Source organism: Novosphingobium sp. BL-A-41-Hi4A-0G (assembly GCF_055521735.1).
In genome coordinates, this window is record NZ_JBVFVU010000002.1 from 418,394 (window position 1) to 436,614 (window position 18,221).

Here is an 18,221-nt window from a genome sequence, read left to right on the forward strand (position 1 = left end):
CGCGATTGTCTCCTCTGCCCTTATGGTTGTTCTTGCAGCCTCACATGCCGGGCGAGCCGGGGAAGCCCATGTAGTATGTGCCCACTGTCATGCCGCCATCGACCACGATTTCCGCGCCATGCATGTAGGAGGAATCGTCGCTCGCCAGGAAAGCACTGGCCGCCGCCACTTCCTCAGGGCCGCCGATGCGCTGCAGCGGCACGTTGGCATAGCCCTTGTCCACTTCCTCGCGCGGGGCGGCATTGTGGTTGGACATCACCGTATCGACCCCGCCCGGATGGACAGAGTTCACCCGCACGCCCTTGTGGCCCAGTTCCATCGCCGCAACCTTGGTCAGCCCGCGCACGCCCCACTTGGACGAGGCATAGGCAACCAGACTGTTCGCGCCCTTCATCCCGTCCACTGACGAGACGTTGACGATAGAACCCTTGCCCCGCGCAATCATCCCCGGCGCCACCGCCTTGATGCCAAGGAACTCGCCGACAAGATTCACGCCCAGTACGCGCTCGTAATCGGCCTTGGTCGTCTCGAGCAGGCTCTTGAACATCAGGATGCCGGCATTGTTGACCAGCACGCTCACCGGCCCGAGATCGGCCTCGACCGCCGAGACGACCGCCGCCCAGTTCTCCTCGTTGGTCACGTCCAGCCGGTAGAACCGCGCCGCATCGCCCAGTTCTGCCGCCAGCGCCGAACCTTCGGCTTCGAGCACGTCGGCAATCGCCACTTTCGCACCCTCGGCCACGAAGCGCCGGACCGTCGCCGCCCCCATCCCGCGCCCGCCGCCGGTGATGATGGCAACCTTGCCTTCAAGCTTTCCCATGATCTCTCCCGTTTATCTCTTCGTTTTGATGCGCCGGTGCCCACCCCGCTGCGACATCCTTCGACAAGCTCAGGATGAGCGGAAGGTCTCACCCTCTTTACCCCCCTCCCGCAGGCGGGAGGGGTTGGGGGTGGGCATTGGCGCTCACGCCCCGATCTCCGGAACCGGCCCCATCGGCGGCACATTGTGCGTCCAGCCCACCTCCTCGTAGCGCTCGGCAATGCGCCAGCCATCGGCCGTTCGCACCAGCCGGTCGCGATACCAGAGCCCGATGAAGAACACCTGTTCCGTCCCGTCTTCCGCCTTGTGCGTCATCGGGTTGAACAGGATCGTCCGGCTGCGCGCCTCGTCGCCTGCCAGTTCCAGCTTGGTCGTCGCCACCATGTGCTGGAACATTGGAAAACGCTCGAGCGCCACCGGCAGCCACGCCTTGATCTCAGGCAAAGTGCCCTTGGCACCACCCGTCTCGGTGTAGTCGATCCGCGCATCGGGCGTGAACACCGTGTCGAGCGCGTCGAAATTGCGCTCGTCGATGGCAAAGCTGTAGCGCGCGAACAGGTCCTGTATTTCGATCCTGTCCGAAATCTCCTGCAGCGAGAGCACGTGCCGGACTCCCCCTCAGGCGACCTTCTGGCCCGGCCGCTTGTCGAGCGTCACATGCAGCCCGTTGACGCGGTCCTGAATCTCGGGCGCTTGCCCGCGCGGATTGTAGAACTGGCGGTACCACAGGCGCACCTTGGCATAGGGCCCGTCCTTGGGGATCGCCAGCGGGTTGATGCAGGCGCGCTTGTTCGCCCAGATCTCCACGTCCTGCGCAAAGGCAAGGCGGCTGCCCTCCTGATAGGCCAGCGCCATTTCGCGGTCTTCCTTGGTCGTCTCGCGGCTGCCGTCATGGACCTTGACCATCAGCGCGTGCCAGCAGCGCGAAACCCCGTCCTCGATCGGCGTGTTGGCGATCATGATGAAGCTGTCGAACGTGCCCGCCATTTCAGACTGGAGGAAGCCCGGACCTTCATACCAGGTGTCGAGCACCAGCGCGTCTTCCGGATTGGCGGTCAGCGTGCGGTGCCCTGCGCTGTAGTACTGGTGCAGGTGCGGCCCCATGAACTCGTTGGCGAAGTACTGCCAGTCGGTCGCCCCGTGGATCGGCACGAAGTGGCCGAAGTCGGCCATGTTGTCGACGATCTCGATGCCATGGCTGTTCAGATCGCCCATGTAGTCGATCTTCCATTCCACCCAGCCCGGCTCGCCATAGTGGCCGCCGAAGTTGGCCAGCTCGACATCGGGCTCAAGCCCTTCAGGGTCGTGCCACATCCACACGATCCCGGCGCGTTCGATCACAGGGTAAGTGCCAAGCTTCGCCGCCTTGGGAATGAAGTCCGAGTACGGAATGTGATTGCACGCGCCATCGGTGCCATAGCGCCAGCCGTGGAACGGGCAGCGGATCGATTCCCCTTCGACATGCTCGCCATCGCGCACGATGTAGGAGGTGCTGTTCTTCGCCAGATGCGCGCCCATGTGCGGGCAATAGGCATCAACGACATAGGCCTTGCCGCTCTCGCCGCGATAGATCACCAGATCCTTGCCGAAATAGCGGATCGGCGCGGGCGTGCGCGTGGCGTCGGCAGAGGTGCCGATCATGAACCAGCCACGCGGGAAATCGAACTCACCCAGGCCATACTCTTTCGAGGTTGCCATCTGCATCACTCCTGTAACCGGTGCGCCGCTTCTGATTGGCTGCGGCAGCGCATTTAGTGGTCGTTCACCCGAATCATACGCGATTTGCGAATTTCAAACGGGCTCACCGTGCCGTACGAAGATGGCACGCCTTTCGCCCGAGGGCAAGAGACCCGATAGCGCCGTGCTGCGTTGACAGGCGTCAGACAACTTACGCAAATCGATTGTTTGAATGAGAATTCACCAATGATTGCGTCTCGATTTTTGGTTTGCAGTTTGCACCATCTCATGGCAACAATCCGAAAAATGCGTATCGAAACGCTCGCGTTCCTACGCACCCCGGGAGAGACCGAATGACCGATACTGCCCTCCGGTTCGACCGCGAAACTCTGCTTGCCGCAGCGCGCGAACGCACCGGCCTGACCGACTTCGGCGACATCTGGTTCTTCGAACCGATGGACCGCTACATCGCCGCCGCCAATGCGCAAGGGCGGCTCACCGAGGCCGGCTTCGGCGGTCAGACCGAGGCCATCGTCAAGGGCCTCGCCTCCCGCTTGCGCATGATCGAGGACATCCGCCTCCACCCCGAAATCCTCGACGAGAAGGTCGAAGTCGCCGCGATCATCCTTGGCCTGCCGCGCACCGGCAGCACCATCTTCCACCGCCTGCTCGCCTCCGCCCCCGGCATGACCGCGATCCGCTGGTACGAAGCGCAGAACTACGCCCCGCTCCCCGGTGACGAGCCCGGCAACCCCAAGGCCCGCCGCGCCTATGCCGAAGCGATGATCGAAGGCTGGCTCAACCTCTCGCCCGAACTCGCCTCGATCCACCCGCTCGATCCCGATGCGCCGGACGAGGAGATCATCATCCTCGGCCAGCTGTTCATCACCACCATGGTCGAGGCGATGACTTTCGTCCCCGACTTCGCCGCATGGCTCAATGGATACGACCAGTCGCAGGGCTACGAGGATCTCAAGATCATCCTCAAGTACCTGCAATGGCAGGACCCTTCGCGCCGCGGCCGCAAGTGGGTGCTCAAGAGCCCGCAGAACCTGCCCTACACCGAAGTCATCGCCAAGGCCTTCCCCCAAGCCGTGCTGGTCATGACCCACCGCGATCCATTGGAAGTCGTGCCCAGCTACGTCTCGATGGAAGCCGCGCTCTACAAGCTCAATTCCACCCATTCCGACGAGGCGGTCGGCGCTTTCTGGTTCCCTCGCCTCGCCGAATGGATGCACCGCTTCGAAGAGGCCCGCGCCCGCATCGGCGAGGACCGCTTCATCGATATCGACTACCGCGAAGTCGCCCGCGAACCCCTCGCCCAGGCCACCCGCGTGCTCACCCACATCGGCATCCCGGTGGACGATCAGGTCGAAGCCGCGCTCGCCGAATTCATGGCCGGCAACAAGCGCGAACAGCGCCCGATGCACGACTACTCGCTGGCCCGCTTCGGCCTTGACGAAGCCACCGTGCGCGACGCCTTCACCAGCTACCGCCAGCGCTACATCACCAAGGACTAGACTTGCCCTCCCCGCCCTGCTTTTGTAAGTGTTACTAACAAAACAGGGTAGAGGAGCCGCAGCGTGCAAGACTTCGCAAACCAGATCGCGTTCATCACCGGCGGCGCCTCGGGGGCCGGCCTCGGCCAGGCGCAAGTCTTTGGCCGCGCTGGCGCAAAGGTCGTCATTGCCGACATCCGCGCCGATGCCATCGAGCAGGCCCTCGCCACCCTGCGCGCCGAGGGCATCACCGCCCACGGCCTCGTGCTCGACATCATGGACCGCGCCGCCTACGCCCGCGCCGCCGACGAGGTCGAAGCCGTGTTCGGCGCCCCGCCCACGCTCCTGTTCAACACTGCAGGCGTCAACAGCTTCGGCCCGGTCGAGAACACCAGCTACGACGATTTCGACTGGATCATCGGCGTCAATCTCGGCGGCGTGATCAACGGCATGGTCACTTTCGTGCCGCGCATGATCAAGAGCGGCAAGCCCGGCCACATCGTCACCACCTCTTCCCTGGGCGGCCTCATGGGCAGCGCGCTTGCGGCGCCCTATTCGGCGGCCAAGGCGGCGGTGATCAACCTGATGGAGAGCTACCGTCAGGGCCTCGAGAAGCACCAGATCGGCGTCTCGGTCCTGTGCCCCGCCAACATCAAGTCCAACATCGCCGAAGCCAGCCGCCTGCGCCCCGCCCAGTTCGGCCAGAGCGGCTATGTCGAAAACGAGGACTCGATCGCCTCGCTCCACTCGATCCACCAGCACGGCATGGACCCTGTGGAACTGGCCGAGCATGTCAAGCGCGGCATCAAGGCCAACCAACTCTACATCATCCCCTACCCCGAAGCGAAAGACGGCTTGCGCGCCCATTTCGACGCAATCGTCGATTCCGTCCTCCCCCTCGAAGCCGACCCCGAAGGCGCCCGCCTGCGCACCGAAGCCCTGCAGAACTGGGCGGCGGACCGGGCAAAGGTGTTCATGGAGAAGGGGGGCTGAGCGCCTCAAATCCTCCCCGTTTTCGCGAAGCGCAAATGGGGAGGTGGCAGTCCGCAGGACTGACGGAGGGGTAAAGGCCCCTCCAGCCCTGACTCTTCGTCAATTCCTAAAGCCAGAACCTCGTCATCCCCGCGCAGGCGGGGATCCAGTCCATTCAAGGACGCCGTCGCTAAGCGACGACCTAGTCGTTTGCTGGATTCCCGCCTGCGCGGGAATGACGATAAGATCTTTTCAAACGGGCCACGCTTCCCCCAATCGCCGTCATCCTGAACTTGTTTCAGGATCCATCTCTCAACATGACACTGTCGGCGCGTGGGGAGAAATGGACCCTGAGCCGAAGGCCAGCGCAGCTAAACAAGTTCAAGGTGATGGCTTTAGATCTGATGCGAGGGCGTCCAGAACGACTTGGCTCGAACAAAGATCGGCCTTGAAGTAGGTTCCGTCTGAATTGGTGCCCAACACAAGCCATTCCCAGTCTTCTCCAAAGACTGGTCCGCACATCGTTCCCGGAGTGGGTTCACAACCCCCAAACTCCAACGTCTGCTTATCAACCACTTTCAATTCACGATCGACCTTACCAGCTGCCACGCCTCGAACTTCAACAGCATGGGTCACTTGAACGTCATCAATCCAGATCATTGCAATCCAGCGAAGCGGAGGAATGCGACAAACAAATGGTGCATCAGTCGAGACGACGCGCCCCTCAACCACAACCGGATACCGACGCAGCTCACTTTGAAGGTCTTCGACCTGCAATTCTGACATACCGATGCACGAACAAGCAAAGGCCGAAGGTGACGTGAGGCTGAGAACAGCAGAGACCCACCGCTTCATGTTCTGCCTTCCGCTATCACAAGTTTGAACCCTCAGCGGACTTCCGGACAACCTTTCGGTCCGATGATGCAGGAGCGATCCAGCCCAAGATCACTGGTATCAGACCAAGTACCGCCCCGCCCGCATTGAACGTCACATTTTCGGAAAGATGCCACGCTGGCCCGATGCCAAACTGTAAGATCATCAAGAGCAACCATGCGCTTGAAAGGCCTGCATCCCGGAGCCGATGGGAAGTGATGATCGTCAGTACAATCGCTGCGGCCACGCCAAAGCTGAAAGCAAGCCACGCGGGAGTGCCAAGCAGGACCGACCAAATTGCCAGATATGACACAGAGCCTAAAACAATTGAGCCTGCCCTGTAACGTGAGCGATCCGAATAAAGTTTCAGGTCCATAGGCATGAGACAGAACTTAAATGATCGTTCGCCTAATGCACAGCCCAATTATTGGCCTCAACAAGCACACACCCACCGTATCGTGGATCAAGTCTGGGACGACGAGATATGGAGATGAACCAACCCCCTCAAACCGGCCCCTTCACCCCGCCCGCGCCCAGCGCCTCGGTCCACGCCGTGATCCCATCCACCCGCATCGGCTCCATATCCAGCCCCCGCATCACGCTGAGCATCCCGTACCACCCGCTGCCCGGCGCCGCGGGATGGGCGATGTGGTCGCGTTCGGCGAGGGTCTGCACTTCCACGTGATGCCGCTCGATCAGCTCGGCCAGTTGCGCCGCGCCTGCGGGGGATAGCTTGACCGTCTCGGCGCTGTAGATCGTCTCGGGCTGCGAATAGTCGAGTTCGAAGAACGTGCGCTTCATGTGCGCCTCGAACAGCGCGCGCAGCGGCTGCTTTCGGAACACCAGCGCGCGGTCGACCAGCGGGCGCACCCGGCCGCTGCGCAAGCGGTCGATCAGCGCCAGCCGCTCCAGCCGGTCAAGCGCAGCATCCATCGCGGGGGCGGGCACGTTGAAGTCCGCCGCCACTTCATCGGGCGGCACCCCGCCCAGCAGCGCCATGAACAGGAACGACAGGAAGATATTGGTTGAAAGCGCCTTTTCCTGCGCCAGCGTCAGTTCGTGCGCCAGATCGCCGGGGCTCTCCTCCGCCTCGCGCGCCAGATCGCCCAGCACCAGCCCGCATAGCTGCGCCATCCGCTCAAGCCGGTCGATGGTCAGGCCCTTCCCCGCGAGCCAGCGTTTCACGGTCGCCTCGCCCACGCCAAGCTCTTTGGAGATTCGCAGCACAGTCCAGCCTTCGCTGCGCAAATGGCGTCGCAGGGCTGCGATCATCGCGGATGCCGTTGGCTCGTATCGTGTCATGATCCGAATTAGATAACAGGATGATCCTTTTGGCAAGAGCCCCGCTTCGCAAGTCACGGCCTGCGCATATGCTGCACTCAACAAGCGAGATTCTGCACGGATGCTGCGCAGCACGCGTCGGTCCGGCGAACCAAACGGGAGAACACAATGTCCGACATCCTGATCAAGAACGGCACCGTCGTGGACGGCACCGGCGCACCCGCCTTCAAGGCCGATGTGCGCGTGAAGAACGGCGTGATCGCCGAAGTGGGCCAGAACTTGCAGGCCACTGGCGAGCGCGTGTTCGACGCGACCGATTGCCAGGTCACCCCCGGCTTCATCGAAAGCCACACCCATTATGACGGCACGATGTGGTGGCAGCCCGATCTCGATCCGCTGCCCGGCTACGGCGCGACGACGATGGTCATGGGCAACTGCGGCTTCTCGCCCGCCCCGCTGCACAAGTACATGCCCGCCCAGCGCGAGATGATCGGCATCTTCTCGTTCTTCGAGGACATCCCCGAAGGCCCGTTCATGCAGAACCTGCCATGGGACTGGAACACCTGGAGCGAATACCGCGCCTCGGTCGAACGCAACGTCAAGTCGCCGCTCAACTTCGCCGCCTACGTCGGCCACATCGCCATCCGCCTTGCTGCGATGGGCGTCGAGGCATGGGAGCGCGAAGCGACCCCGGAAGAAATCGCCAAGATGGCCGATCTGCTCGATGATGCACTGGCCGCAGGTGCATTGGGCCTTTCGGACAACATGCACGACCATGACGGCCAGAACCGCCCGGTCCCCTCGCTCAAGGCCTGCGACGCCGAGTTCGAAGCCCTGTTCGACGTGATGGAGCGCTACCCCGGATGCTGCTACCAGGTCATCGTCGACACCTTCATGCGCATGACCGGCCCTGCCAACCTCGAACGGCTTGCCAAGCTGCTCGGCGGCCGCAAGATCAAGGTGCAGATCGCAGGCGCCATCCCCACGCTCGAATTCCAGAAGCCGATCCTGCCCGCGATGCAGGAATCGGTGCGCAAGATGCGCGAAGCCGGTGTCGACGTATGGCCGGGCTACGCCCACGTCTCGCCCACCTCGACGCTCAGCCTCGTCAAGTCGCTGATCTTCGCGCAGTCGAACGATTACGTCTGGCATGAAGTCGTGCTCGAGGACGATCACCACAAGAAGGCCGCGCTCCTTGCCGATCCGGCATGGCGTGCCCGTGCCCGCGAAAGCTGGGACACGCAGGCCTGGGATCACTCCCCGCTCAAGAACCCGCAGGAACTGTTCCTGCTCGACAGCGAAAACGGCACCGGCCCCTTGAACATCACGCTCAAGGAATATGCCGACAGCCTCGGCCTGCATCGCTCGGATGCGATGGCAGACTGGATCCTCAAGAACGGCACCCGCTCCACCGTCCACATGGCCCCCTTCCCCAAGGACGAGGAGCTGACGCTCGAGCTGATGAAGGACCCCAGGACCGTCGGCAACATCTCGGACGCAGGCGCCCACCTGCAGATGCTGTGCGGTGGCGGCGAGAATGCGCTGCTGCTCACCCAGTATGTCCGCGAACAGAAGAAGCTGACCCTCGAGGAGGCCGTCCACGTGATGACCGGCAAGCTCGCCGGGCACTTCAACCTGCATGATCGCGGCGTGATCGCGGTGGGCAAGCGCGCCGATATCGCGGTGTTCAACATGGACGAGATCCAGCGCCGCGAAATGGTCAAGGCGCACGACGTGCCCGATGGCCGCGGCGGCACCACCTGGCGCTTTACCCGCGCCGCGATGCCCACCCGCCTCACCCTCGTGAACGGCGTGCCGACCTTCGAGAACGGCGCCTTCACCGGCGCGATGCCCGGCCAGTTCCTCTCGCCCGCCAACGACGATGCCGCGCTGGCAGAGGCTGCCGAGTAATGCCCTTGGCGAGGGCTACTCCCCCAAGATGATCCCTCGCACCTGGGGGCGTCCACTCCCTCCCGGACGCCCCCATACCTCTTTCAGAACAAGACTTTACGGAAAGCCAACGGAAAGGAAGTCCCCATGAGCGAAGCGAAGATAGGCGACGCCGACCGGGCCTACTTCAACGGCCGGATTCAGAAGATCGAGACGCAGAGCTCGGTGCTGGTCAGCTCGTCGAAGTACCTCAACCATTCGGGTCTGCGTGCCCTCATTTCGCAGGAAATGCTGCGCCGCAACGGGCCTGACCTGCCGAACACCGCCTACATCCCCGAAGTCGCGCAGATCCTCCACGATCTCGAGGACATGCCCCGCATCATCGAACTGTTCGAGATGGAAAAGGCGCGCTTGCCGCTGTTCAAGCGCTGGCTTGACCGCAAGAGCCTGTCGAACTTCACGATCGAGGAAACCAAGGGCTGCGCTCCGGGCACGCTGGGCGCAAAGATCCACGATTTCATGGTGAACTCGGGCTACCAGCTCGACCTGTTCTTCCAGGAAATCCAGGTCGTCAACGATTTCACCTACTACCTGCGCCAGACCGCGCTTTCGCACGATATCGAGCACATGATCACCGGCTTCGGCCCCAATCACGGCGGCGAGATCGCACTGCTCTCGGCCAACATGCACGCCAAGGCGCTCTACTTCCACCCGGAACTGTCGAACTTCTTCAGCCGCATCGCCTACTACCTCAAGGCCAAGACGACGATGAAGGACGCGCTGTTCTATCCCGAAGCGATGGTCGTGAACCTCGAGGCAGAGTTCATCGGCGCGCAGCAGGGCCGCAACTGGAAGTACCCGCTGATGCTGGTCGACTGGCGCGAATATGCCGACGTCCAGATCGAGGACATCCGCCGCGAGCTGAACATCACGCCGGTGATCGACAGCCGCTGGGACGACACCAACCGCCTCTGCAACGAGGACGATCCCAACTACGGCGTGCCGATGATGGAAGCTGCCGAATGAAGGCCAGTCCGATCATTTCCGGACCACCAGACTGAATACCGGGGCGGCGGGCGCGATGCGCTCTGCCGCCCCTTTGCATTGCCGCCACGGCAAAAGCCCGGGCGAGACGAAGAACGACAACACAACGGAGGGAGAGACATGATGAAAGCACGGCATTTCCGGACGCGTCTCCTGCGCGGTTCGATCCTCGGCCTGAGCGCCCTGTCGCTGGCGCCCATGGCGCACGCCGAAGAGGCTGCGGCAGATGAACCGCAGGCCACCGACCAGCCGGCGACTGGCCAATCGGCCTCGGTCCAGGAAATCATCGTCACCGCGCAGCGCCGCGAGGAAAGCCTGCAGAAGGTTCCCGTGGCCGTCACCGCCATCGGCAGCGAACAGCTCGCCGCCCTTCGCGTGACCAGTGTGCGCAACCTCGCAGGGCTTGCCCCCAGCCTCCAGTTCAACACGCAGGGGCAGCAGTCCAACCCCACGATCATCATTCGCGGCGTGGCCTCGGGCACCTCGTCCAACTCGGTCGACCCCAAGGTCGGCATGTATATCGACGGCGTCTACATCGGCCGCGCGGTCGGCTCGCTGCTCGATTTCTCCGACATCCAGCGCGTCGAAGTCCTGCGCGGGCCGCAGGGCACGCTGTTCGGCCGCAACGCCACCTCGGGCGCGATCAGCATCGTCACCGCCGCGCCGAAGGGCGAATGGGGCGTGCGCGCCACCGGCTCCTATGGCAACTACGATGCCTTCCGCGGCAAGATCTCGCTCGACCTGCCGCAGATCGGCCCGTTCTCGATCCGCCTGTCCTACCTGCACGACCAGATCGCCGGCGACGTCACCAACACCATGGGCGGCAAGGGCCTCAACATCGCCCTGCGCGCGCCCGAATTCGGCACGCAGCGCTTCGTCAACAAGCTCGGCTATCGCAACGTCGATGGCGGGCAGGTCGCCATTCGCGGCGAGTTCGGCGCACTGACCGCCGATTACCGCTTCGACTATACCGACACCCGCTCCTCGGGCCGCGCGATGCAGAGCCTCGGCGTGATCCCCGATGCCTCGGGCCAGCTGCTTGCTCCCATCGTCTCGCTGCAACCCTTCTTCGGCGGCACCACCAACGAAGGGCTCAACGGTCCGCTCTCCTCGGTCGCCGCTGCGACCAGCGAGGAGCATATCGTCACGCAGGGCCACAGCCTGACCCTGTCGCTCGAAGCCAGCGACAACTTCACCGTCAAGTCGATCAGCGCCTATCGCAAGTTCCGGCAGGACCCGGTGATCTTCGATCTCGGCTCGGCAGGCGGCATGCGCTTCACCTTCCAGCAGCTGGGCGCGTTCCTCACCCCCGGCCTCACCCCGCAGCAGATCCAGGGCATCCTGTTCAACCCGGCCAACGTGCCCGGTCCCAACGACTATTTCTTCCCGCTGCTCTCGGCCCGCGCCACCAACCAGGAACAGTTCAGCCAGGAACTGCAGTTCCAGCTCTCGGGCGACAACTACCAGCTCACTGCCGGTCTGTTCTACTTCAACGAACGCTCGCCTGGCACCGAAGTGCTCGGCATCCTTTCGCCCACGCCCAGCGCGACGATCGTGCCTAGCCCGTTCGACGCGATCTTCGGCAGCGGCATCACCCGCACCGTTGGCGTGAACGATTCGATGGCCGGCTATGCCCAGCTCACCTGGAAACTGTCCGACCAGTTCGAGCTGACCGGCGGCCTGCGCGGCACGATCGACGACCGCGAATTGCAGATCAAGGCCATTTCCGGCGCGCAGGGCGGCTCGCTTGGCGTCGGCACCTACAAGCAGACCTACAAGAAGCTCACCTACACCGGCATCGCCACCTGGCGTCCGAATGACCAGACCATGATCTTCGCCAAGATCGCCACCGGCTACGTCTCGGGCGGCATCCTCTCGGGCATCCCCTATCGCCCGGAAAACATGACCAGCTATGAAGTCGGTGCCAAGACCCAGTTCCTCGACAACAAGGTGCGCCTCAACGTCGCGGGGTACTACAACGACTACAAGGATCTGCAGACCCAGAACTTCATCAACGGGCGGCAGTTCTTCGACAACGCGGGCAAGGCCAAGATCAAGGGCTTCGAAGCCGAACTCGATGTCGTTCCGGTCGCTGGCCTCAACCTGTCGGGCAGCGTGTCCTACACCGATTTCGATTACGACACCTTCATCCTCAACGGGCAGGACGTCGCCGCCTTCGCCCGCCCGACCTACTTCTCGAAGTGGACCGGCCGCGCCGCCGCGACCTACAACTCGCCTGATTTCACCAGCAATGGCGGCCATGTCACGGCGCTGCTCGAAGGCCGTTACCGCAGCACCTACTTCCTCACCTCCACCCCGCTGCGCAACATCCTCACCGGCCAGCCCGCGCTCGAGGACCGCAACAAGCAGCCAGCCTTCTGGCTGGTCAACGGCCGCCTCGGCGTGGCCGACCTTCCCTTGGGCGGCGCGAAAGTCTCGCTCTCGGTGTTCGGGGACAACATCTTCGACAAGCGCTTCATCAGCTTCGGCGCGCCGGTGCTGCTGTTCACCGGCAGCTACGAACGCGGCCGCACTTATGGCCTGGAGCTTGGCGTAAACTTCTGATCGAGTTGCAACAGGGAGAGGGGCCGGGGCGAAAGCTCCGGCCCCTCAGTCATATCATGTCACCGCAACCCGAACGCTGCGGCCGAAAACTCGAACCTGTCATCGTGGGGAAAGGCGGCCAAGGCGATCAGGCGATCCCCCTCATAACGAAGGTGCCAGGTCTTCCCATGGTGCGGCCTCGCCTCGGCAAATGCCGCGGGATCAAGGATCACGACATTGAAGCCCGCCGGATCGCGGACCGACCGTGTCCTTATCGCTTGGGTTTTGGCAACACGCGCTTCCGCAGCAAGCGCCTGACACGCGCTGTAATCGTCAGGGTCTGTCCACGCCGCCTCATCGTCAGCAAATGGGGGAGAAGTGAGGTCCAGCGCGCTCTCGCTTGCCACGCGAACCCAGAAGCTGGTGCATTCGATGGTGGTGACAGGTGGCGCGAAACCCGGAGAGCGCGAGAAGAAGCGCAATCGCCAGTATGATGCTTCCGTCAAAGCCGTGCGCTCGGCCTCGCTCGAATAGAAGATGCCCGGTCGTTCGTCGGCACGGCGAAAGCGGCTGGCCTGGCGATGTCCATAGCGAAAGGGCGATGCCAGCAGAAAGTCCATATGCCGCGCCGCCAAAGGGACCTGCGGCTTCACCTCCTCCGCCAGTTCTTCGAGCGCTTCCTGCTCCGCTCTGGTCCTGGCGAGGCGGTTTGTCGAAATCCGGTGCTGGGCTTCGACCAGTCGCCAGACCTTCCCGCGGTATGGCCGGTGCTCAGACGCGAGCGCGGTAGAAGTCCACATAGTCGCAGACCTCCATCAGGCCCCGCATCGTATCAATCCGGTCGATCGGTTTGCCGTCGAGATCAAGATTGACGTTGTTGAGCCATGCCTTTGCGGCGTTGTCGTCACTGCCCAGCAAGGCGTCCAAGGACCGGAACAGGCGCAGAAGAAACTGGCCAGCTTCGAAAGACTTGGACGCAGGGTCTAGCGCCGTCGTGCCAGCACGCAGGCGCGATACCGTCGCCGGGGATAGCCCCAGAATGGACCCCAGTTTGGCATTGCTCAGGCTCCAGAGATCACCGATCCTGAGGACGGCACCGGACAGCGCACCGGCCTTTTCCTGCAGCGGCTTGGCAAGCGCAACCATGATCGGCGCTCCTTTCAAATGAAAGATATATAGTAAAATCGTTCATTTGGGCAAGAGCGACTGCATCCGGAACCGGCATTTCTGGTGCGGCAACCCAATCAGCTATACTCCGGCCACAGCAGCGAAGCCTCGCGGCTGTCGAGGTCGACCGCGCCGACGATGCCAAGCGCCGCCCGCGCCTCTTCCAGCGGCAGGTGGAACACGTCCTCGTACTTCGCCATCCAGTAGGGGCCAGACTGCTCGCCCACGTCCATGCCGCAGCGCACCGCTTTCAGCACGGTCGGGAACGCCGCCGGATAGTGCAGCCCGGTGCGCGACACGAGCCGCAGCGCGCCCAGCAACTGGCCTGCATTGATCAGCCCGACCAGTTCGGGGTCAAGGAAGCGCGGCAAGTTCGATAGCCGCGCGAAATAAGGCACCAGTTCGCCGATGATGTCGAACCCGCCGCCGCAGACGATATGCTCCAGATCATGCGTCTGCCCGCTGCGCAGCGAGAAATACTCGAACTGGTTGCGCGGGGTAAAGCGCGGCACGATGTCGATCTCGAACCCGTTGTCGCGCAAGTAGCGCCCGAACATGTGGCCGAGCGATCCTTCGGGATTGGCGAGCAGCTCATCCACCGTGAAGTTCGACGAAAAGCCCGCCTCGAACCACGCATCCAGCTCGGGCCAGCGCTTGCGCTCGGCGGTGAACAGCGCCTCGATCCGTGGCACATCGAAGATGTCGGCAAGGATGCCATAGAGCTTGTGCGCATCGAGCGTGGTGGGTGAATCCTTGCCGCTTTTGCGCAAGTACGCCGTCGCCAGCCAGTCGCGCAGGCGCGGCTCGTTCAGGTAGTCCGAATTGCTGACCAGCACGGTGCTGTCAGTCGCCACCGGCTTCGCGCCACGCGCAAGGTAGGGCAGGTCATCGGCCATCGTTCTATCCTTTTTCGAGTTGCGAGCGCGGCACCCGCACCGGCATTTCCAGCAGGTGCTGCGCCATGCTCTTGGCCGCCGCATCAAAGCGCGGCGAAAGATTGATCCCGCCCCCTTGCGCATCGTGGGCCAGCAGATTGATCGCGTGGGTGCCAGGCACCTCGAACCGCTCGACCCGCGCATGGGCAGGATCGTCGAACAGGTGGCGATACCATTCGGTCACGGCCTCCACGCTGAGGCTCGCCCTGATCCACGGCAGGAAGGCAGGCTCACGCGCGATGACGGCCACGTTGAACAGCCGCCCCTTGTCGCCACTGCGCGCCCAGGCCAGCCGGATCAGCGGCACTTCGACAAGATCGTCAGCGACTGGCGAGACCGGCGCTTCGATCTGCGGCAGCACGGCCGGATCGAACCCCGGCACAACCGGATCGGCAAAGTCCAGCGCCACCCCATCCAGCGCCACCGCCTGCGTCACCCGCGCCCGGTCGATCAGGCCGAAGAACATCCCCGTCAGCGGAAAGGCCCTCGGCGCGGCAATGATCGGCGCAATCGAAGTGCCGACGCTCATGTTCATGATCGCCGTGGTCTGCTCGCGCCCGAACAGCATGCAGGCTGCAGGCATGGCATGATCGACCACGATCTTGAGCAGAACTTCACGCGGAGCCAGTGCCGCAGCCCTCGGCCCCCACGCCGTCTCGGTCCCGATCACCTCGACATGGCTTTGCCGCCACGGTCCCCAGCCCCGCTCCTCCAGCATGGCCGAAACCCGTTCGAGCAGGGCATCCGCCGTCCGCCGCGCCTTGGCCACCGCATCGATCCCGCTCACCGGGATCAGCGCGACCGAGCGCCAGCCATCATCGAACGTGCCGCACAGCTTCAGCGTTTCAGGCGGCGCGTAACCCTTGGCCCCGCGCACCAGCACCCTGTCCGGCCCCACCTGCTCCACCGTGATCCCGGTAAAGTCGCAGACCACATCGGGCACGATGTAGGCGCGCGGATCGCCCACTTCGTAAAGCAGTTGCTCGGAAATCGTGCCGACCGAAACCAGCCCTCCGGTGCCCTCAGGCTTGGTCATCACCACGCTGCCATCGGCATGGCATTCGCCCACCGGGAAGCCGATCTGCGCCCAGTCCGGCACGTCCTGCCAGTCGGTGAACGTCCCGCCCGTCGCCTGCGCGCCGCATTCCAGCAGATGCCCGGCCACGGTGCCCGCCGCCAGCAGATCGAGGTCGTCCGCCCCCCAGCCGAATTCGTGGATCAACGGCCCCAGGATCAGCGCGGAATCGACCACGCGCCCGGTGATCACCACGTCCGCCCCGGCATCCAGCGCGCGGGCAATCCCGAACGCGCCGATATAGGCGTGCATCCCGATGCTGCCTTCGGGCAGAGGCGCACCGCTATACATGTCGCGCAAACCCTCGGCGCGAAGGTCGGGCACGAGGTGCTCGACATCGTCGCCAGTCACCGTCGCGACCCGCAAAGTCAGCCCCTGCTCGCGCCCGCGCTGGCGGATCAGCTCGGCAAGGCCTTCCGGGTTCATGCCCCCGGCATTGGCCGTCACCCGGATGCCGCGCGCTTTCAACTCCTTCAGGTACGGCCCGATGTGGATGTCGACGAAATCCGGCAGGAATCCCGAGGCGGGGTCCGCCTGCTTCATCCGCCGGAAGATCCCCATCGCCCCTTCGCCAAGGTAATCGAAGGCAAGGTAGTTCAGCCCCTCCACCTTGAGCAGCCCCGGCACCGCAATCGCGCTGTCGTTCAGCGCCCCGCTCGCCCCGCCGATGCGGACGACTTTTTGCGCGTCAGTCATTGGCGCCGGTCAGGTCTCGTGCCGCAACATAGCCGAAGGTCATCGCAGGGCCGATGGTCACGCCCGCACCCGGATAGCTTTCGCCCATGGCCGAAGCCGCGTTGTTGCCCACGGCATAGAGGCCGGGGATCGGCTTGCCGCCATCGTCCACCACTTGCGCCTTGGCATTGGTGCGCAGGCCGCCATTGGTGCCGATGTCGCCGGGGTAGATCGGCATGGCGTAGAACGGCCCCTCGGTCAGCGGGCGCAGGCAGGGGTTGGGTTGGTGGCGATAGTCTCCATACATCCGGTCATAGGCCGCATCGCCGCGATGGAACTCGGGGTCTTCGCCCTTGGCGGCCCCTGCATTGAAGCGCGCGATCTGCAGTTCGAGCGCGGCGGAATCGACGCCCATCGCCTTTGCCAGCTCGCCGATGGTCCGCCCCTTCTTGAGGATCGACTTGACCGCGCCCGATTGCAGCCAGTCGGGCACCAGCGGCAGCAGCGGGCCCATCGGGAACTGGTGGCGATACTTGTGGTCGAACACCATCCAGCTTGGGGACGCGTCGCCAAATTCCTTCTCCCGCCGCGCCATCTGCTGGCCGACGATGTGATAGGAGGCCGCCTCGTTGAGATAGCGCTGGCCCTTCTGGTTGACCATGATGCACCCCGGCAGCGCGCGCTCGATCGTGCACAACCGCCCGCGATCCTCGCCCGGCACGTAGAACACCGGCGCGGCCCACGCCGACTGCATGTTCATGGTGCCAGCGCCCACGGCCTGTCCCGCCCGGATCGCATCGCCGGTATTGCTCGTCACCCCGCCCGAAGCCCAGGCCTTGTTGTAAAGCGGCGCATTCGCATCGCGCATCTGCTGGTTCTTGTCGAACCCGCCCGCCGCCAGCACCACGCCCTTGCGCGTGCGGATGGCAAAGGGCTTGCCGTCCTTCTCCACCACGATGCCGACAACCCGGCCATTCTCGGTCACCAGCTCCTTCATCGGCGTGGCCAGCCAGAGCGGCACCCCAACCTCGTTGAGCGCCACCCGCAGGCCCCCGGTCAGCGCATTGCCCAGCGTCAGGCGCCGGTCCTTGCGCGAGGTGAAGCGCAGCGGCCAATCGAACCAGTACTTCGCCAAGTTCTTCGCCAGCCCCGTCAGCCAGCCGGGGCCGCGATAGAGCAGCTGGTAGGTCTCGGCGAAGGTCCAGTTGAGGTAGCCGAACAGGCTGGCGGCGGGGGAGGGAAGTCGCTGCGTTTTCAGATCGTTACCCAGCAGGGTGCCGTCGAACATTTCGGGCAGGTGGGTGCGGTATCCCGTTACCGATCCGCCGGGATTCTCCGCATGGTAATCGGGATAGGGTTGCGAGGTGTAGATCACCCCGGTGTTCGCGGTCACCCAGCGCAGCATCGGCGCGGCGTTCTCGACATAAGCGCGGATGTTCTCGTCGGGCACGTTGTCGGCCGAAAGCGCGCGGACATACTTGAAGGCGTCGTCGAGATTATCTTCGAATCCCAATGCCTTGGCCTGATCACTCCCCGGAATCCAGATGCCCCCGCCCGAAGTCGCGCTCGTCCCGCCCCAGAGCTTGTCCTTCTCGACCACCAGCACCTCGGCCCGGTTCTTCGCCGCCACCAGCGCGCTGAGCATCCCGCCCGCGCCTGATCCCACGACGACGACGTCGACTTCCTTTTGCCAGTTCACGGTCATATTGTCCTGCCAGCTGGGCGCATCGGCGCCCTCTCTCCCGAAATTTGACGCAAACGTCGGCCAG

Annotated in this window: 15 protein-coding genes; 5 read left to right on the top strand and 10 right to left on the bottom strand. The window is 63.7% G+C overall.

Going from position 1 to position 18,221, the window contains the following annotated elements; translation table 11 throughout:
• Positions 1 to 40: 40 nt before the first annotated feature.
• The 3 genes from ACZ1JX_RS19605 to ACZ1JX_RS19615 all read right to left on the bottom strand — a co-directional run bounded on the left by ACZ1JX_RS19605 (position 41) and on the right by ACZ1JX_RS19615 (position 2,518).
• Positions 41 to 820 (bottom strand): SDR family NAD(P)-dependent oxidoreductase, encoded by a 780-nt coding sequence (locus ACZ1JX_RS19605; RefSeq protein WP_465126625.1) that lies wholly within the window; start codon positions 818 to 820, stop codon positions 41 to 43.
• A gap of 144 nt (positions 821 to 964) precedes the next feature.
• Positions 965 to 1,423 (bottom strand): nuclear transport factor 2 family protein, encoded by a 459-nt coding sequence (locus tag ACZ1JX_RS19610; protein ID WP_465126626.1) that lies wholly within the window; start codon positions 1,421 to 1,423, stop codon positions 965 to 967.
• Between the two features lie 15 nt (positions 1,424 to 1,438).
• On the bottom strand, positions 1,439 to 2,518 hold the full coding sequence (locus ACZ1JX_RS19615) for a Rieske 2Fe-2S domain-containing protein (RefSeq protein ID WP_465126627.1): 1,080 nt from the start codon (positions 2,516 to 2,518) through the stop codon (positions 1,439 to 1,441).
• Between the two features lie 332 nt (positions 2,519 to 2,850).
• Here ACZ1JX_RS19615 and ACZ1JX_RS19620 point away from each other — a divergent pair, with 332 nt between their 5' ends.
• Together ACZ1JX_RS19620 and ACZ1JX_RS19625 are read left to right on the top strand one after the other, a co-directional pair.
• A complete protein-coding gene (locus ACZ1JX_RS19620; RefSeq protein WP_465126628.1) occupies positions 2,851 to 4,017 on the top strand; it encodes a sulfotransferase family protein in 1,167 nt (388 codons plus the stop codon).
• A gap of 63 nt (positions 4,018 to 4,080) precedes the next feature.
• Positions 4,081 to 4,989, top strand: a complete 909-nt coding sequence (locus tag ACZ1JX_RS19625) for an SDR family NAD(P)-dependent oxidoreductase (RefSeq protein WP_465126629.1) — start codon at positions 4,081 to 4,083, stop codon at positions 4,987 to 4,989.
• Positions 4,990 to 5,349: 360 nt separating this feature from the next.
• Here ACZ1JX_RS19625 and ACZ1JX_RS19630 read toward each other — a convergent pair whose 3' ends face one another.
• Positions 5,350 to 5,823, bottom strand: coding sequence for a hypothetical protein (locus ACZ1JX_RS19630; RefSeq protein ID WP_465126630.1), 474 nt, complete (start codon positions 5,821 to 5,823; stop codon positions 5,350 to 5,352).
• 522 nt (positions 5,824 to 6,345) lie between these two features.
• Positions 6,346 to 7,143: a helix-turn-helix domain-containing protein gene (locus tag ACZ1JX_RS19635; RefSeq protein ID WP_465126631.1), complete on the bottom strand. Its 798-nt coding sequence runs from the start codon at positions 7,141 to 7,143 to the stop codon at positions 6,346 to 6,348.
• Positions 7,144 to 7,290: 147 nt separating this feature from the next.
• Here ACZ1JX_RS19635 and ACZ1JX_RS19640 point away from each other — a divergent pair, with 147 nt between their 5' ends.
• The 3 genes from ACZ1JX_RS19640 (at position 7,291) to ACZ1JX_RS19650 (ending at position 12,621) form a co-directional block, all read left to right on the top strand.
• Complete coding sequence (locus ACZ1JX_RS19640) at positions 7,291 to 9,033, top strand: D-aminoacylase (RefSeq protein ID WP_465126632.1); 1,743 nt, start codon at positions 7,291 to 7,293, stop codon at positions 9,031 to 9,033.
• Between the two features lie 126 nt (positions 9,034 to 9,159).
• Complete coding sequence (locus ACZ1JX_RS19645; protein ID WP_465126633.1) at positions 9,160 to 10,038, top strand: Coq4 family protein; 879 nt, start codon at positions 9,160 to 9,162, stop codon at positions 10,036 to 10,038.
• A 138-nt stretch (positions 10,039 to 10,176) separates the two neighbouring features.
• Positions 10,177 to 12,621: a TonB-dependent receptor gene (locus tag ACZ1JX_RS19650; protein ID WP_465126634.1), complete on the top strand. Its 2,445-nt coding sequence runs from the start codon at positions 10,177 to 10,179 to the stop codon at positions 12,619 to 12,621.
• A gap of 59 nt (positions 12,622 to 12,680) precedes the next feature.
• Here the strand turns inward: ACZ1JX_RS19650 and ACZ1JX_RS19655 are convergent, their stop codons facing one another.
• The 5 genes from ACZ1JX_RS19655 to ACZ1JX_RS19675 all read right to left on the bottom strand — a co-directional run bounded on the left by ACZ1JX_RS19655 (position 12,681) and on the right by ACZ1JX_RS19675 (position 18,157).
• On the bottom strand, positions 12,681 to 13,400 hold the full coding sequence (locus tag ACZ1JX_RS19655; RefSeq protein WP_465126635.1) for an RES family NAD+ phosphorylase: 720 nt from the start codon (positions 13,398 to 13,400) through the stop codon (positions 12,681 to 12,683).
• Positions 13,372 to 13,746: an antitoxin Xre-like helix-turn-helix domain-containing protein gene (locus ACZ1JX_RS19660; protein WP_465126636.1), complete on the bottom strand. Its 375-nt coding sequence runs from the start codon at positions 13,744 to 13,746 to the stop codon at positions 13,372 to 13,374. Before ACZ1JX_RS19660 ends, ACZ1JX_RS19655 begins: the two co-directional genes overlap by 29 nt.
• A gap of 98 nt (positions 13,747 to 13,844) precedes the next feature.
• Positions 13,845 to 14,663, bottom strand: coding sequence for a Coq4 family protein (locus ACZ1JX_RS19665; RefSeq protein ID WP_465126637.1), 819 nt, complete (start codon positions 14,661 to 14,663; stop codon positions 13,845 to 13,847).
• 4 nt (positions 14,664 to 14,667) lie between these two features.
• Complete coding sequence (locus tag ACZ1JX_RS19670; protein WP_465126638.1) at positions 14,668 to 16,473, bottom strand: acyclic terpene utilization AtuA family protein; 1,806 nt, start codon at positions 16,471 to 16,473, stop codon at positions 14,668 to 14,670.
• The gene (locus ACZ1JX_RS19675; RefSeq protein WP_465126639.1) at positions 16,466 to 18,157 is read right to left on the bottom strand and encodes an FAD-dependent oxidoreductase; all 1,692 of its coding nucleotides are present in this window, start codon (positions 18,155 to 18,157) and stop codon (positions 16,466 to 16,468) included. The genes ACZ1JX_RS19670 and ACZ1JX_RS19675 overlap by 8 nt, the downstream gene beginning before the upstream one ends.
• Between the last annotated feature and the right edge of the window lie 64 nt (positions 18,158 to 18,221).

Coding starts and splice junctions, on each gene's coding strand:
- ACZ1JX_RS19605 (WP_465126625.1), bottom strand. CDS start 820: ATGGGAAAGCTTGAAGGCAAGGTTGCCATCATCACCGGCGGCGGGCGC.
- ACZ1JX_RS19615 (WP_465126627.1), bottom strand. CDS start 2,518: ATGGCAACCTCGAAAGAGTATGGCCTGGGTGAGTTCGATTTCCCGCGT.
- ACZ1JX_RS19620 (WP_465126628.1), top strand. CDS start 2,851: ATGACCGATACTGCCCTCCGGTTCGACCGCGAAACTCTGCTTGCCGCA.
- ACZ1JX_RS19630 (WP_465126630.1), bottom strand. CDS start 5,823: ATGAAGCGGTGGGTCTCTGCTGTTCTCAGCCTCACGTCACCTTCGGCC.
- ACZ1JX_RS19635 (WP_465126631.1), bottom strand. CDS start 7,143: ATGACACGATACGAGCCAACGGCATCCGCGATGATCGCAGCCCTGCGA.
- ACZ1JX_RS19640 (WP_465126632.1), top strand. CDS start 7,291: ATGTCCGACATCCTGATCAAGAACGGCACCGTCGTGGACGGCACCGGC.
- ACZ1JX_RS19645 (WP_465126633.1), top strand. CDS start 9,160: ATGAGCGAAGCGAAGATAGGCGACGCCGACCGGGCCTACTTCAACGGC.
- ACZ1JX_RS19650 (WP_465126634.1), top strand. CDS start 10,177: ATGATGAAAGCACGGCATTTCCGGACGCGTCTCCTGCGCGGTTCGATC.
- ACZ1JX_RS19655 (WP_465126635.1), bottom strand. CDS start 13,400: ATGTGGACTTCTACCGCGCTCGCGTCTGAGCACCGGCCATACCGCGGG.
- ACZ1JX_RS19660 (WP_465126636.1), bottom strand. CDS start 13,746: ATGGTTGCGCTTGCCAAGCCGCTGCAGGAAAAGGCCGGTGCGCTGTCC.
- ACZ1JX_RS19665 (WP_465126637.1), bottom strand. CDS start 14,663: ATGGCCGATGACCTGCCCTACCTTGCGCGTGGCGCGAAGCCGGTGGCG.
- ACZ1JX_RS19670 (WP_465126638.1), bottom strand. CDS start 16,473: ATGACTGACGCGCAAAAAGTCGTCCGCATCGGCGGGGCGAGCGGGGCG.
- ACZ1JX_RS19675 (WP_465126639.1), bottom strand. CDS start 18,157: ATGACCGTGAACTGGCAAAAGGAAGTCGACGTCGTCGTCGTGGGATCA.